Raw genomic sequence first — 17,693 nt, forward strand, 5'->3', positions numbered from 1 at the left:
CATATATAGTGCTTAAATATATATGAGCTCGTTTACTTGAATTACGAAAACTTGCTCAATGTGAATTAAAAATTCACGTTGGGCCCGTTTGCTTATTTGGTTGTTATTCAGTTTTCAAGGATCGTTTACCTGCAGCTCACGAAGAACTGCGGCGCGGCGTAATGTCCGCGACGAGCTGTTTATTCTAATCAATCGCCAGGATTGTGTCAACAGCTTATTTTGTCCGCCGTGCGTTTTTGACGCTGCCCAGCGGGCCGTGCAACATAAAGTGTTTGATGATTAATGTCAACCACTTTCTTGCCCCTGCTTGATCGTTTTTATCCGATTCGGCAGGGCGGCTATGCTAAAATGTTTGCCCTTTCGAGTCAACCACTTTTTTCTGCGTAGCCCATCTTTTTAACCAGCGTTCAATCAGTCTGCGTGACTCGAAGTCGACGAGTGATTTCCCGTGTCTCAAAGACCGCGGCAAACTACTGGATCACACCCTCCCTGTCAATAGATTTGTGAAGATTAAATGTCGAAATAGTCAGTCGAACGGAACTTCATAGTGATAAGGATAGTTGTCGCCAATTGATCGGTAAGTCTATGAGGAATGTCTCTGTAAAGAATATTTCAAAATATTTCAAAAAATATATTAATCGAATCCTTATTGCTCAAGCAGTGTGGTTATGCTGGGTGTTTTGGGAAAAATATAGAATTTATAAACTGTTAGATCTAGTTGCCTGGGAGCATGTCCGGTTTGAAATGTAAGATAATCTTGGTAAACAGCTTTTATATACCCCACTAAGCAAGCGGACCTGATCTTTCAATTAGATCGGCATATTAACCCTATTAACAGCCACAAAAATGAAACGTAATATAATGAACGACCAGAGCGGTCTCTATTGCATAACGATCCTCATGAAAATGTTCGGGGTTCCTGTTGAGGCTAAACAGATGACGCATCTGTTTTCGACAGGGGGTAATTCCACACCGTCGTTACATCTCTCAAGGACACTGAATGAATTGGGGTGCAAATCGACAGTTGTCACAAAAGAGCTCACCGATATCCAGCCTGCACTTTTCCCTCTCATTGGAGAACTTGAGGACGGTGGATTCGAGATATTTGCCAAATACGATCAAGTTGGCCGGAAAGTGCTGGTGCAGGAAATGTCGTCTCAAAGGGCCACCTGGGTAACGTTCGAGGAGTTGCAGGAGAAAATTTCGGGTACATTCATTTTGGTACGACGACCTGATCAGGCACAATCTTCATCGACTGAGTTTGGCTTGAAGTGGTTCTTTAATGCTGCCCTTAAATATAGATCAATCCTATTTGATTGTATCTTGGCATCCATGTTTGTACAGGTTTTTGCCCTGCTGTCTCCTCTCGTTTTCATGATTGTGATCGATAAAGTACTAGGCAATAACAGTCTTTCTACCTTGGATGTTCTCGTTTTCGCACTGGTTGTGGTCTCGGCCTTTGAAATCATATTAAACGCACTTAGGACCTATCTTCTTTCCCATACGGCAAATAGGATAGACCTGATGCTCGGAATTCGACTTTTTAAACACCTGATGGCATTACCTCTTAGTTATTTTGAAAGCCGTCAGGTTGGCGATACAATAGCAAGGGTGAAAGAACTAGAGACGGTACGGCACTTCATTACAGGTGCAGGGTTGATGCTGTTTATAGATCTTTTCTTCTTGGTTCTGTTTATTGTCGTGATGTTTCTGTTCAGTCCGTTCCTCTCTTTCTTGGTTCTTATTGCGCTTCCGTTTTTGTTTGGAGCTTCATTTGTCATTACTCCTTTCTTAAAGAATAAACTAGAGGATAGATATTCTAGTAACGCCAGCAATCAATCCTTTCTGGTGGAAACAATTTCCGGGATTGAGACGATTAAGTCCAATGCCGCAGAACCACGCTCACAACAACGTTGGGAAGAAAAACTGACTCATCATGTAAAGAACGGTTTTAAAGGTGGTCATTTTGCCAATCTGATCCAGCAATCAACCGCAACCATAAGTAAGACATTGTCAATCTTGTTGCTCTGGTTCGGTGCTCGTGAGGTCCTGGCTGGCAACTTAACTGTTGGTCAATTGATAGCATTTAATATGCTGTCGTCCAGGGTGATAGCTCCGATTATTCGCTTATCACAGATTTGGAAGGAATTTCAACAGGTGAAGATATCCGTGTCACGTATTGCAGATATATTTAACTGTCCTTCAGAACCCGGTTTTAGACCTGGACGAGTTTCGCTCCCTTCTATTAAGGGGGCTATACAATTCGAAAAGGTCTCATTTCGACATCAACCCGAAGGTGTAGATGTTCTCCAAAATATATCTTTTAATGTTCACCCTGGTGAAGTTGTTGGTGTTGTTGGTTCTACGGGATCAGGCAAAACCACATTAGCCAAATTACTCCAGCGCCTTTACATCCCGGAAAGAGGGCGGATACTCGTCGATGGGGTTGACTTGTCAATGGCAGACTCGTCGTGGTTTCGGAGACAGATCGGTGTTGTTGTCCAGGATGGTGTTCTCTTTAATACATCTATTCGAGACAATATTACGCTGAATATTCCGGACCTGGATATTAAATCTGTGATGGAAGCGGCTGAGTTGGCAGGAGCTCATGAGTTTATCATGCAACTGCCAAACGGATACGATACGCCTGTAGGGGAGAGAGGTATCAAGCTTTCCACTGGACAGCGTCAGCGGCTAGCTATTGCGAGGGCACTTGCTGGAAATCCTAGGATGTTGATATTTGATGAGGCTACCAGCTCACTTGATTATGAGTCGGAGCTTCTCATTCAGAAAAATATGAAACAAATCTGCCAGGGGCGGACGGCCGTAATAATTGCACATCGACTGTCAACCATTCGTCATGCTGATCGGATCATCACCTTGGATAAAGGCCAATTAGTAGAAAATGATAGACCGGAGATCCTTTTGAGAGCTGGTGGTCGTTATGCCGCTTTTCATAATATTCAGGAGGGTCGTTATGCTTAATTTGAGATCAGGCAATAGGAAAAAAGCGGAGCCCGTTGAGCAAGGCGAGACCGATGAGGGTAAAGACCGTCTCCAAGTCTTCAAGAAAGTGGTTGAGAAAACAGGTGCCCGGGAAAAATACCTGGAGTACAGGAGACAACGAGAGGCACGCCTTGACTATGAATTCATGCCTGCCACACTTGAGGTTTTAGAACGCCCGCCAGCACCTTTTTCCCGGGTGATGTTGATTTCCATTGTCGTACTTACTGCTTTTGCTGTCGGTTGGGCCTCGTTGGCCCGGATGGATATTGTGGTAAGTGGATCCGGGGTTGTTAGGCCGAAGGGGAAGGTAAAGGTCATACAGCCACTAGAACCAGGTATAGTTACCGCAATCCATGTGCGGGACGGTCAAATTGTGAAAAAGGGCGAATCGTTGATATCAATGGATAATACTGACAGCCTGGCTGATATCAAAACCGTGCGAAAAGAAGTTGCGACGGCAGAGTTGAAAATTAAACGACTCCAAGCTGAATTGCATCGTGATCCCGGCATGTTCCATGTCCAAGCAGATTTTGATAATCAGAATTTGCAATTGCACAGACGCCTACTCGAAAAGTCAATAAACGCACAAGATGAGCGGTTAGTAACACTGGAAAGGGAAATAGAACGTTGTCTTGCTGAACGTGATTCCATTCAGTCCAATCTTGAAAGACTCACAATGTCCCTGCCACTATCGAAGGAACTGTTTAACAAAAAGAAGGTTCTGGCGCAGAAAAAATTAATATCCAATGCCGAATTGCTCCAGGCTAAGATTGAGATGAATGATCTCAAACATAACCTCCTAACAGCAGAGAGCAGCTTGACAGAGGTGGAGGCAAGGTTGGCCAAGGCGAGGGAGGAAAAGGAACTCGCCAATTCAGAATATCATCGAGATATCCTACGTCAGTTAACTGATGCAAAGAATGAAAAAGCACAGTTGCACCATCAACTGGCCAAAGCGGAGAATCAGCAAACACATTTCGAGTTGAAAGCTCCAATAGACGGTATTGTTCAACAATTATCAGTCAATACTATTGGGGGGGTCGTTACGGCCGCACAGCCTTTGATGGTAATTGTGCCAACGGATTGTGATCTGGAGATAGAAGCCAAAGTGCTCGATAAAGATATCGGTTTTATCTCAGAGAAACAGGAGGTGTCGGTAAAAGTAACCGCCTATCCGTATACCAGGCATGGCGATATTAAAGGGCGGATTGAATGGGTCGCCCGGGATGCTGTTGTAGATGAGAAGGTTGGACCAAGTTATCCGATCAGGGTGGCGGTTAACCAATACTATCTGCCGAACGTCATCAATGGAAGACAAGGAGTTATTGCGCCGGGAATGACGGTTACGACAGATGTGAAAGTCGGGCGAAGAAGGGTTATTGAATATTTTCTAGGCCCGATCATGCGCTATAAAGACGAAAGTTTACGGGAGATTTAACAAGGATGAATGAGAAAGCAGATACATTAGATACTGATCAGGACGTCAAAACGAGTGAGGCTGAGGATAGCGAAGCCTTAAAAGAGCATATTCATGCCCAGTCACTTAACGTGCTGAAAAGACTACCTGCCATGGGGCCAGTTCTCATGCTGTATATGCAATCGGCCCATAGGCGATTTAATTTTATTAGCGACCTTGAATGGTTGCTGATGCCACCTCTCGTGATCGGGCAGTGTAAACTCTATATGAAAAAAGAGTATCCGATTTCTTTTATCAGCTGGGCCTTTATCAGCGAAGAAGTCGAAAATTGGCTGGTCCAGAATGGAGGAAAGTTGCGACCGGAGGACTGGAAGTCGGGAGACAGGCTTTGGATCATTGATATCGTTGCCCCGTTTGGCGGGGTGGAGAATATGCTGACCGATATACGTAAAAATGAATTTCCGGGCCAGACGGTACGGTTGATTGCTCCAGACCCTAAGACGGGAGGGATTGTGCCACGTGAGATCCCGCCAATTAAAGAACAGCAGGAACAGAATGATAACGGTGATGATGTCAGTAAGGTTCATTGAGATTTTTAGAGGTATTAAAGAATGAGACGCAATTTGAGTTCGTTGCATTTTATGATTGTAGGAAAATCAGTTTTTGTAATGTGTGTTTGTGGGGGGATGTTCAGCTTACTCGGGGCACAATCATCTTCTGCTCTCACTCTGGAAGAGGCCATTGAGCTGGCATTTGAAAGTGATGCAAATACCAAAGCAGAGATTTATGCGGCTAAAGCGCAACATGCTGATGGGCTGGGGGCCTTAACTGGGTATGGCCCTCAGTTATCTGTATCTGGCAGCTATATGAGCAGTAGCGATGAGTTATATCCAGACAATGAGGAGGAAACAGAAGCCCGAAAGACCGATTTTAATGAAACGGAGCTCACTGTTTCGTTTCGGCAGCCATTGGTCGATCTGGAAAAGGCGTCAATCGCTGCCAAGGGTGTAAGCGAAATGGATGTGGCCAAACTTCTTGAAAAGAGGGCGCAGGAAGACCTGCTCTTGTTGGTACATGAGCGTTTTTATAATGCACTCTCAGCAAAAGAAAAACTGAGAATCTCACAGTCAGAGAGCGATGCATTGCGTCAGCAGGTCGAACATGCCAAAGACAGAATTACCTTGGGTTTCGGAACAATAACTGATCAGTATGATGCGCAGGCAAGGTATCGTGTATCTCAGGCTACAGAAATATCAAATAAGACGTCCTATGACAACGCAATAAAGGCTCTTGAAGAAACAGTCGGTCAACCGGTGCAGTTACTTGATGAGGTGGATCAAGACAGCCCATTGTCTAGTTTGGAAGGTGATCTTGAAACGTGGTTACTCAGTGCAACAGAGAATAATACCGATCTTTCTATAAAGAGGTTTCAGTATGAGGCTGCCAAGGCTGATTATCGAGCCAAGCAAAGTCGATTTTTACCTACCATGTCAGCATTTGCAGATTATACCGAACGGGATTCGGATGACGGTCTTTTTGGTTACGGAGAAGAACGAACTGAGTTCGATGTTGGTGTACGCCTGGATCTGAACCTTCTGGCTGGCGGAACTGATGCTGCAGCGACTGTGGCAGCCTCCAAGAGAAAACTCGAGGCCCGCGAGAGAGTAAATGCTGCCATGAGAACCATGGAGAGATCTGTCAGCTCACTTTGGGGATCTCTAAACAATACTGTTCTGCTTATGGATGCATACCAGTTGGCAGTCGAGGCAAACGAAAACTCCTTGATTGCGACAAAATCATCATACACAGAAGGGGTTAAAACCTTGTTGGATGTTTTGAATGCCCAGCAGGATTATTACCGGGCATTAGGGCAGTACAAAACAACGAAGTACGAGTACCTGATTTTATTGCAGAGATTTAAGCAGGTTGTAGGCAGTGAAAAGACCTTTATGCAAATTTGATAAGCTCGATAGGTAGAAATGTCACTTGTGATTTAAAAAATAATTATACAAAGGAATTGTAATGAAACGGATTTTTTTACTTTTAGCGATTCTCCCATTCTTTATTGTTGGTTGTGCACCAACACCAGAAATGATAGTCAGAGATGCTAAACTGGATAGTTTAGCAATGGATAAAAGCTTAGTTCCCCTGTCAAAATTTGCTTCAGCAAAGCTCTTACCACTCAAGATAGATGAAAAATTAAAAGTTGATGATGCAAAGCTGGCAAAGGCGAAAGAGTTGGATCAAAAGCTGGATCTGCAATTAAAAGAGCTGCTAATAAATTGGCCGTCAAATAGTCCGGATCATGGTGAGTTAATTATTCAGCCTGAGGTTGTACATCTCAGAATCATCAGTACTGCAACGCGCATGTTAGCTGGACTAATGGCAGGCCAGTCATCTGTTGGCATAAACTTACATCTTATCGACCAGGAAACAGGTGAAACTATAGCCACTCAAGAGATTACTAAGGGCACCTGGATGCGTGGTAGTGAAGGTGTAACGGATAAAAATATTCTCGATTATATAGCTAATATTTCCCATCAGTATTTGCTGGCAAATATATAGAAAACAGCTGATTGCAGCCGGTAAATAGGTAGTATTTACCGGTTGCATAATCTGGATCGTCAACCATCACTTTGGACTAACAATGAAAACAACATTGGTCATTTTAGGATTACTGTTCATTTCCTGTTTATCTTCATGTTCGGTAAAATCATTTCCTCATAGTGAATCGATGTTGGAAACCTGCGTTTTTGATTTTGATAAGCAATTTCCAGGGCCGAGAAAAAGACCAATTGCCGTTAACTATGATACAGATCGAAAGATGCTGTATGGAAAGCATGGTGCTGGTTATTCAATTTCCTTTGGTGGTGACATAGGGCTAAAGCAAGTTTTTGAAGAAGATCTTGATATGTCCGAGAAAGAAAAAAGATATGTTGAATGCTACCAGAATAAAGAAAATCAATTTGATGTTAAATATGCAGGAGAAATTAAAGAAAATCTTTTAGCTGTATCTAAGAGATATGTTTCTCAATCCGGACGAAAGGGGATTGTTTATCCTGTATATTTAGAGGGAGAGCAACTTTTTGGAAAAATTCGAACACCTTGTTCTTATTTCTCTGCAAGTTTTATATCGCATTTAGCGGAAGAGAAAAATAGTGAAAATAGCTTTAGAGATTACATACTATCGACTGAATTAATAAAAGATGCTGCGATAAGAGATTTGGCTGCTGGAATTTCATCAAAAGTTGCAGGCCAATTTAGATGGGCTTATGAGTCTTCTTTTGGTGAGTATGTTTTGACATATTACTATTTGGAAAAATATGAAGATGAAAAAACTAGAAGAAGAGTGTTTGAAGATCTGGCGACTTTTTACAGTGAAGTTGCTTTTCGTTCTTCAGCGGAAGCACTGTTTAGTTATAAACACATGCTAAATTCAATACAGCGTCGTAAAATATCTGAGAATTATTCTGATAGAGTATATAAATATATTTCACAATGCTACTCGAGAAAATTTATTGAAGATATTAAAAAGGTATACCAGAAAAATATTATATATGAATGTTATCACAATTTGTTAGATGGGCGATATCTGGAAATAACGAACAAGAGTTTTCAAAATAAAATAAGAATTGAAGAATACAGACACTTTGCAGATGAATTAAAACGACGTATAGAAAGTGGAGTTGAGAGGTGTCAAAATGATTAAAAAAATTAAGCTATCATTATTTATAGACGGGACCGGAAATAATAATAATGATGCCTCAAGGGGTAAAACAACGAATGTAGCAAAAATATTTGAACTACAAAAAGCAGATGCGGCATTTGATTTTTCAGAGAACGGAACTGCTGCCGTGCCTAGTTATGAAAGGGGACTAACTGGGACAAGTGAAGCCTATCAAGAGTATTTAAAGAAGAGTAAAAGTTTGGCCATCTCTAGTACTGAAGAAACACTTTCATTAAAAATATATCATGATGGTGTTGGGTCTCAGAAAGATCAAAATTCGTTAATTGCTGGAACTGAAGGCGCTACCGGATTAGGTACAGAGTTGCGTGTAAATAAGATGATAGATGCAATTCGGCAAATTCGGCAACAGTTTCCAGATGCTGAGATCGATCTTAATGCAATGGGCTTTAGTAGAGGATCTACAGCAATAAAGGATTTCCTTAACAAAATAGCTCAAGAATTTCCCGGCGATAATAATATTAAACTGAATAACGCAGTCCTGTTTGATCCAGTTGCGGCATATGGTTATGGCAAGGATGAGACACACATGGGGAAAGATCTCAGTTATCCTGAAATTGCGGATGAGAATACGACAATTCATGAAATAATTGCAGGGAATGAATATAGAAAAGATTCATTTGCTTTAAATCCGTATCTTCATGATTCCGTTAGTCACAGCCTGCAACCTGGTGCCCATGCACAGGCAGGTGGAGGGTACGCAAATGATATTCTTGCTGCAGGAAACCTGGGTCTTGCAATTGAACATTGGGCGAAAGACTCCGGCATAGAAGTGGATTTAAAGAAAATCACTGTCGAAGATCTCATGAAAATGAGGATGTACAATGCGATAATTGAAAATCCGTTTCTCGTTAGGGCTCTTATTACGGATTCACGTGTAAAATCGGAAGATCTAGCAAGACCTGGCGTATTGTTAGATGACGACGGCAATGTAAAAAGTATAAACGAACAATTTACTGCAGAAGAGAAGTCAGATAATGGCGAATTTGATAATCCTGATGACGGTCGCCATGTTGAGAGAGAGCGTAATGCATTGTCAGCAGATTATATTACAAAAATTGCAAGTGATGTTTCTGATGGAATCAGGCAAATATTCGATAGTAACTATTATAATGAAAAGTATACCTCTGCGAAAAAAGTGGCTGAAAATTACACTGCAGGAGATGTTCAGGTTTCTACTATAGCGCAACAGGGCTACTCGCAGATTTCATTTATTAAAGAAAATGTCAAATTACCTGCTGAACTGGAAAGTATTGTTAAACAATTCGAAGAAAGTGTTAAATCAATAGATTATTCACTAGAAGTAATGGATTCTGAGGATGGAGTTCAGCAATCTATAGATCAGCTTAAAGAATTAATCACAAATACTAAAAATGATATTGTAAATATAAATACGAGTAAAAGTAACTCTGATGATAATCTCCAATCTACAATATACGACACTTTTGAACTATTAGAAACACGTCTAAACTACTACGAAAAAAGAAATAGTGAAGAGTTTGAAGAGATTCGAAACTTAACCGACGAAACTATTGCCAAGGAAATTTGCAATGCTCAATTAGATTTCTTAGATAGTTTTTCAACTTTATCTCATGCTTTTAAAAGTGATGATGTTTTAGATATCGGTGCAGGAATTATCGATTTTTCTCTCAAGCTGGATGCTCTTTCAGATAAATATGATCCTGCCAATAGTTACAATGTTCGAAACAAAAAAGAAGATATCGAAAGGGCAGGTTTTTTTGATGAGACAAAAGAGAAACTTATAGGTGTTGTTTCGGGTGGATTATCAATATTACAATCTTGTAAGGATGGGAATGAAATAGAGGCTCTACAGTCGACAGCATCTTTACTGTTGAGTATTGATAATTACCTAGAAAAACGTGCAAAATACGATAACGAACAAGCATTTGATCCAGACAAGGTGGGTTTGTCCGAACATCAGGAGTATGTTGCTCGTATATCCTGCTCAGTCCTGGGTGTAGCAAGTGCATTTGAATTCGGCGACGATGTGGATAAGGCTATAGCCACATTAGATTTAGTGACCAATCTGTCTGATAATTATGTTGGTATTTTAGAACCTGTCTCTATTGGGCTCGATACCTATAAGAGTTATGAAAATTTATGTGATTCCTTTGATTCCGGAGATGCAGCTGCAATTGGTTCTGCCTCTGCACGTTTTGCCAATGATTCTGTTCAGAGTTACAATTATGTAGCTAACTGTTTTGAGACACTACCTTCTATACCAACGCCCTATGTCGCATATTTAGGTTATGCTACAGCAGCCATGCAACTTGCTCAAGGTAATGTTGAAGGGGCTGCCTTGAGTGCAGCATCATGCGCTGTTTCTTATATGGTTGTTCAGGGCCTTATGGCAACGGGTGTCGGTGCAATTGCAGGCATTGTTATCATGATGGCAAGCAAGGCCCTGGAAGATGGTCCGCCAACCGCTCATGCTGTTTTTTCTCTGGATGAAAAAGGAACTGTTGTCCTACATGTTCAAGGGGACAGAGAAATGCAGGACATGGCCGATTCATATGGGAATATGATGAAGTCTATGATGCAGCAGTTCAAGGATGATGGGAATCGCCTGGAGATTGATGGCAGGATTCCCTATATAAAGGTTGAGGCTGGCGTAGACCCCAAGATTTGCTACAAAAGTGAATATGGCGGCAAGATGTCAGTTATTTTGGATGATGATTCTAACCCCATGATGGATATGCGGGGTGTGCTCTATGCCAGGGATCGGGGAGATAGACTTGGTGATGCTGTAAGAATTGCCACAAATGATTCAGGTGAAGTAGATTTCGATAAAGTCGACACTGTAATGTCTGGCCATGGGTTTGTGAAAAAGGGTTTTACCTACACCTCTGGTGAAGACAACTGTACACGCCAGGGATATGCTGTCGGCACCGGGATATTTAATGGTGGCGGGAACGATGGGCCGGAAGGAAAGCATTTTGTGGCAAAATCAAGTGATTTTAAGTCGCTGCCATTACGACCCGATCAGCTTCCAAACCAGAAAATGGGTGATATCCTTAAAATCATTAACCTCAATAGCATATTTTCCGGAGTAGGGTCTGAATTACTGGCAATGGCATTGATTCTACCGGGTGGACTAGCTGCATTACCCGAGAGTGCATTTGGTGGTGAGTCTGTTTATCCTCCTTTTAACGGAGATGCAATTGTACCTCTGGGAGGTTTTGAGATTGCCGCATACTTGACAGGGGACTTAAAAATAGCCCAACAAGAAATAGCAGCAAGTGCTGTTTCGGTTGAGGTGTCGATACCTATTCTTGATGATCCGGTTGAAATGAAAATGTTCCTAACTGAAAACTGGAAAACTATCATAAGTGGTGTTGAGAATATACCCGGACTTGACGCTGATCGAGTATATCAGGTCCGCGAAGAGACAGGATACGATACCCTGCTCAGTGATGGTACACGCCCCACATGGTTTAGCCGTGAATTGGGTGATGAATTTTTAATCTCACTCAAGAATGATGGTATTGTTTCCCTGGAATTTATGGACGGTGAGAAAAGGAGTTTTACCGGCCAGAAGGTTGCTGTACCAGCCAATGACGATATTGTTGATCATACTCTCTCACATGTATCGAATTCATCGTCACCGTATGCAACGGTCACCTGCATGTTTAAAATGGCCGAAGATAGTGTATTACGTCTGTTGCCCGTTGACCTGGCGGAGGATACACTATCAGAACAATACTCGGTTATGGCAGAACAATATGTGTTCGCCGGCCTTGGCAAGGCCGTTAACGGGCGTGTCTGGCAGGAAGATGGAGGGGATATACGTTTTGAACCGTCTCCTGATTTTGCCGGTGTTAGCTCCTTTACTTACTACCTGCAAAGTCCGTCCGGCCAGCGCATTGAGAAGAGCGCTACAGTGCTGGTAGAAAATGTTAATGATGCTCCTGAGCTTGTTGATGATACTATTACCCTTCATGAGGGTGAAGTGCTTTATCTCGACAGGCTACTAGGAAATGATCATGACCCGGAAGGGGATGGTCTGCTAATTGATCATCTCCGAGGGGTGGAGCATGGTGAGGTGGTCATGGTAAATGGCCGACTCGCTTTTATCCCTGAGGAAGGGTATTACGGAGATGTTGAGTTCAGTTACTGGGTTCGAGATCATGCTGATTCATATCCGGTGATGGCTGTTGCCAATATATCTGTCATGGATCGAAATCTGGGACCCCAAGCTGGAAATGACAGATTTCTTGTACTTGAAGATACAGCTCTGATAACGACTGCTGATAAACTCCTAGCCAATGATGAAGAGCACGATGGTGAATCTCTTATTTTCGATGGACTCAGTAGTGCCAGACATGGGGTAGTGTCACAAAGACCTGATGGTAGTATCGAGTTTATACCGGATGCGAATTATGTTGGTACGGAAGCAGGGTTTTATTATCACGTAAAAGACGAGTCCGGCAATAGCAGTTCTGCCTGGGTCGGTGTTGAAGTGCTCGACACCCGGGAGGCACCTGTAGTTATCGCAGATACCATTGATCCGCTCGCTGAAGACGAACTGCTGACTTTCACCCCCCAGAAGTTATCGGAATTTATATATGATGCCGATGGCGATGTTCTACATCTTGAGATGATCTCCAATGTTACCGGGGGGGCAATCATTACCCGAAACGGGTACTACAGCTTTCTTCCAGATGCCAATTATTCTGGGAAGGCATCGTTTGATTACAGGGCCAATGATAATCATCGGGGGATCGTTGACGGACATCTTGAGTTTGAGGTGTTACCGGAAAATGATCCCATTATAACTGGTGAGGATAGCGGCACGACTATCGAGGAGCAGGCAGTAACGTTTAAGGTTGCAGATCTTCTGATAAATGATAGTGATATTGATGGTTCTGTTCTTTCATTCTCAGGGCTTGGTGAATCAAAAAATGGAACGGTATCGGTTGATGGTGACGTGATTACCTTTCAACCAGATCAGGATTATGCAGGTGATGAGGCCGGTTTCGATTATCGTGTCGTGGATAGTGACGGTGTTGAATCTATCGGCTCAGTTCTTATTCAAGTTGAGAATGTGAATGATGCACCTCAAGTGATTAACGATTCCATTTCGATAAAAGAAGACCAACCCCTTGTTTTCGATGATGCAATTTTAGCATCTGTCATGAAAGATAGTGATGGGGATGAGCTGACTATATCCAAGGTTGAAGTCGTTCGTGGTGGAACCGTAAACGAGAACGGCGGGATATTTACTTTTACCCCGGAGGCCGAGTTTAGTGGTACCGGAGCTGTACGAATAACGGTTCAGGAGGAGGGTGGGGCAACTGTTACTTCTGAAATACAACTAAATATTCAAAGGGTAAACGATCCTGCAAAAATTAGTGAAGATTCATTTACAACTATTGAAGAACAATCTATCACAACAACGGTTGCCGCACTTATGGCAAACGACAGGGATGTGGACTCGAGCCTCGATTTTGTCCGGCTGGGTGAGGAGAAAAACGGTTCTGTTGCCATTGATGGCGATGGAAATATCACCTTTACACCGAATACTGATTATTACGGTCCTGCTGGTTTTGAATATGTAGTGGCGGATAGCGAAGGGATTGAGTCTTTCGGCTGGGCTACAGTGCAGGTCAGCAATGAAAATGATGCTCCAATAATAGTAGCTGGCTTAAGAACGGTTTTAGAGGATAGCCCGATAGTCTTTACCAAGGAGTTTATCGCTACCATTATTTCTGATGTAGACGGAGATGAGGTTAAAATAACGGAAGTTACAAATGTTACAGGTGGTGATGTAATAAAAGAAGGTGGTGTATATACATTTACTCCTCAGGCAAACTACCATGGAAAGGCGACACTTTCTTACAAGGCAGAAGATCCGAGCGGTGCAGAAGTTTCTGGCAAGCTTGATCTTGAACTCCTTGCGGTAGATGATGCAACCGACTTTGGGGATGATCATCTATCAGGTATGGAAGAACAAAGCGTTTTTACAAGCGTTGCCGAGCTGTTAGCCAACGACAGTGATCTGGACGGTTCGGGTAAAGTCGAGTTCGTTGGGTTGGGAACAAGTCGGAATGGTTTGGTTACTCTGGCTACTGATGGTTCTATAGAGTTTATTCCCACCATGGATTATTTTGGCGATGATGCTGGCTTTTCCTACAATGTTTGCGATGATGAGGGCAATGAATCCAGTGGATGGGTCTCCATATCAATAGAAAACGTCAACGATGTACCGGTTATTACCGGTAACAGGTTACATCTTGATGAAGATGAAAGCCTGGCGTTTACAGCAGATGAAATTGCTAAATTCATCTCTGATGCGGACGGTGAACTGTTTAAACTTGATATGGTTGCCAACGTGGAAGGGGGCCGTATTGAAGTAAAAAATGGTGTGTATACCTTTATTCCGGATGAGGACTATTACGGAGAGGCTTCGTTTGATTATACCGCCAGTAATGAAAGTGGAGAGGAGGTTTTCGGGGGCCTCCATTTGGCTCTTACCCCGGTAAACGATTTACCCGCGACAACGTTTTTGCATTGTGCCGGAGTAGAGGATTCCGAAATCACCATGAAGGTGGAAACGCTTATGGAAGGTGCCGCGGACATAGAGGATGGCGACAACCTTCGCTATGGAGGAATTGAGAGCTCAGTTCATGGTGATGTCTTTGTCGACAATATGGGTGTACTGCACTTCCTGCCCGATGATGATTACTTTGGAAATGCCTTTTTCCGCTATAACGTATTGGATAGCGAAGGTGGGGCGAGCCAGGGGTATGTGGGCATAGAGATTGCCGGTGAGAATGATAATCCGGTAGCGATGGATGATGAACGCTTTGTGGCCTGGTCGAATAAGTCGTATGAGAACGTGTTTCCTGCTTTTACATTTCTCGCAAATGATGTCGATGTGGACGGGGACCAGCTGAGAATCGTTTCTGCCTGTGATACTGAGTATGGGTCTGTAACCGTTGACGCCAATGGGAATATCCACTATGTCGCACCTTCCGACGATTGGGTTGGGGTTGATAGTTTTAGTTATAGTATATCGGATGGGCATGGCGGTATTGCAGAAGCAACAGCTCAGCTTGATGTTAAAATAAATACTTCCCCGGATGTGTATTCAGAAGTGATTTTTACCCGGGAAGATTTCATCTCGATTCTCACAGAAGATGAACTGCTTGCAAACGATTCCGATGTTGATGGCGATGTAATGCACATAATTGGGGTGGATCAGGCGGAGCACTGTTCGGTTCAACTGCTCTCTGATAGTTCGGCTAAGTTCACACCTGAACTAAATTATAATAATCACTATCCAGGGCAGGCAAGTTTTCGGTATACGGTCAGCGATGGAATCAGCGATCCGGTCTCCGCAGTGGCCTTTTTTGATATCGACCCGGTAAATGACAAACCGATTATTCGCAGTGAGCGTATATCCGGTGCTGTTGAAGATAATTCTTTTTCTTTCCAGGCAGCGGATTTGATGGCCAATGATACAGATGTGGAAATGGCCTCACCCTATGAAGAGGATTCTATCACTTTTGCGGGGATTGTTGGGGCCGATCATGGTCGTATCTCTTATAATTCGCAAACTGATACAGTGTTCTATGTACCTGATGCGAATTTCTGTGGGGTCGAGACATTCCGTTATAAAATTGTTGATTCCTATGGCGCGGCAACTGTTGATACTTCTCAAATATATGTATTGCCGGTCAATGACCTTCCCGTTGTTGAATATGATGTGAGTCATGGTGCTGAGGACAGTGTCTGGAACAAGTTTAATCGCTCCAATCTGTTATCAAACGACTATGATGTTGATGGCGACACGCTCAATATCGTTAATCCCTATGTGATTTCAGGGGTTGCCAGTGTCAATGTATCCGGTGGAGATCTTATGGTTAAACCAGGGTTTCGCGAAGATAAGGTTGTCGTTGGTTATATGGTATCAGATGGCAACGGAGGTAATGTGGAGAGCCGGCTGACCCTCAATGATATTCGCGAGCATAATTTTGCCCCTGTGTTCCAGAGCGTAAAGGTCGTATCACACTCAAGACAGGTCAGGGAGTATGATAACGATAACAACGATACTACACGCTATGTTCAGCGAGAGGCCGTGGTGTTTGATTTTGTAGCTTCTGATAGGAATGGAAGTAGCGATATCGTGTCAGTGGCTCCGGCTGGGTTTAGGTCGAATTTTAAGTGGACGAAGCTTGAAGCAAGTGGTGGCCATATCACGTTTCATGGAACATCCGAATATTCAGGCCATCTGGGCGGGGGCAACATCTCTTCAGGCAAGGATTGGGAAGCATCATGGACTGTAACGGCAACGGACAGGGCAGGGGCTACAGGTACAGCAATGGTAAGGTTTGACGGGAAATATGGAAAGGGGAGTGCTTCCTACGTTTATAGCCCTGTTATTTTCGATCTCGACGGTGACGGTGTAGAACTTGTTGGTCTCGACACAGGGGTTGGCTTTGACTGGAATTTGGATGGTGAGACTGAGAGAACTGGTTGGGTGGGATGCGATGATGGAATTCTTGTTTATGATTATGACCAAGACCGAACAGTCCAATATGCCAATGAGCTGGTATTAACTGAATATGATCGAAATGCGGCAACAGATCTTGAAGGTTTGATCGCCTTTGACACCAACAAAGACGGTTGTTTCTCAAAAGATGATGAGAGGTGGTGTGATTTTGGAGTATGGCAGGATAAAGACAGTGACGGTGTTACCGATGAAGACGAATATAAAACGTTGGATGAGGCCGCTGTATCCATTATCAATTTGCAAAGTGACGATCAATACCATGAGGATCATGGAAATATTGTTTATGGATCAACGACCTATGAAACGTCAGATGGTAAAATCCATGAAGCGGCAGATGTAGGTCTTGTCGGAGAAGAGATTGATCTTGCACTGGAATATGTCTCAGAGCCAATGGCAGATCAACTTCCGGAAAATTCTTCAACAGTAACGGGTTTGACAGCACCCCTGATCTCAGCAGAGACCGTGAGTGAGGATGGGAACTTTCATGGGTTGGGTGAAAATGTTGGCGCAAAAGAAGGAATACAACAAATCGATCTGGAATCAGATACCGTTGATCAGGAAACATCAGGCCACTTAGACCTCGTGAATAATTGTTATGAGGGTCTGAGCCCTGAAACTACAGATGAGATAGGGAATACGGTACTCGTGATGGGTGAGGCAGAGATCAATCATATAGCTGGCCAGCTCTGTTCTGACATGGCAACCAGTATTCACGGGGACAGCCAGATCGGCGAGCCTGAGTTGACAACACTGGGTGAAGGGCTTGAAATTCCGATTGTTCCGGATGATGTTGCGGATGCAGAAGCGCCGTTTATTGGTTGAAAACGGTAAATAAAACTCTGATTTCCCTTCGTGTGATAGAAGCAGCCTGAGTGGGCTCAACCTGGTCATGAGGTCCCATAAACCATGGAAGCTTGTCTGTGTATGTCCATGCCACAGACAGACCCCAACCACTCTATATGACAGTAGTTGGGATTTTGTGGGGATTG

At 43.2% G+C, this 17,693-nt stretch carries 7 protein-coding genes; all 7 read left to right on the forward strand.

Annotated elements, in window-relative coordinates; genetic code table 11:
- The first annotated feature begins 846 nt into the window (after positions 1–846).
- The 7 genes from GA520_RS05730 to GA520_RS05760 all read left to right on the forward strand — a co-directional run bounded on the left by GA520_RS05730 (position 847) and on the right by GA520_RS05760 (position 17,526).
- The gene (locus GA520_RS05730) at positions 847–2,985 is read left to right on the forward strand and encodes a type I secretion system permease/ATPase (RefSeq protein WP_163339151.1); all 2,139 of its coding nucleotides are present in this window, start codon (positions 847–849) and stop codon (positions 2,983–2,985) included.
- A complete protein-coding gene (locus tag GA520_RS05735; RefSeq protein ID WP_163339150.1) occupies positions 2,978–4,444 on the forward strand; it encodes an HlyD family type I secretion periplasmic adaptor subunit in 1,467 nt (488 codons plus the stop codon). The genes GA520_RS05730 and GA520_RS05735 overlap by 8 nt, the downstream gene beginning before the upstream one ends.
- Positions 4,445–4,449: 5 nt before the next feature.
- Positions 4,450–5,013 (forward strand): toxin-activating lysine-acyltransferase, encoded by a 564-nt coding sequence (locus GA520_RS05740; protein WP_163339149.1) that lies wholly within the window; start codon positions 4,450–4,452, stop codon positions 5,011–5,013.
- A 96-nt stretch (positions 5,014–5,109) separates the two neighbouring features.
- Complete coding sequence (locus tag GA520_RS05745) at positions 5,110–6,384, forward strand: TolC family protein (RefSeq protein WP_163339148.1); 1,275 nt, start codon at positions 5,110–5,112, stop codon at positions 6,382–6,384.
- A gap of 61 nt (positions 6,385–6,445) precedes the next feature.
- Positions 6,446–6,988, forward strand: coding sequence for a DUF4410 domain-containing protein (locus GA520_RS05750; protein WP_163339147.1), 543 nt, complete (start codon positions 6,446–6,448; stop codon positions 6,986–6,988).
- 82 nt (positions 6,989–7,070) lie between these two features.
- Positions 7,071–8,132 (forward strand): hypothetical protein, encoded by a 1,062-nt coding sequence (locus GA520_RS05755; protein WP_163339146.1) that lies wholly within the window; start codon positions 7,071–7,073, stop codon positions 8,130–8,132.
- Positions 8,125–17,526, forward strand: coding sequence for a tandem-95 repeat protein (locus tag GA520_RS05760; protein ID WP_163339145.1), 9,402 nt, complete (start codon positions 8,125–8,127; stop codon positions 17,524–17,526). Before GA520_RS05755 ends, GA520_RS05760 begins: the two co-directional genes overlap by 8 nt.
- Positions 17,527–17,693 lie beyond the last annotated feature (167 nt).

It is taken from the genome of Desulfopila sp. IMCC35008, assembly GCF_010646885.2.
Lineage (GTDB): Bacteria > Desulfobacterota > Desulfobulbia > Desulfobulbales > Desulfocapsaceae > Desulfopila.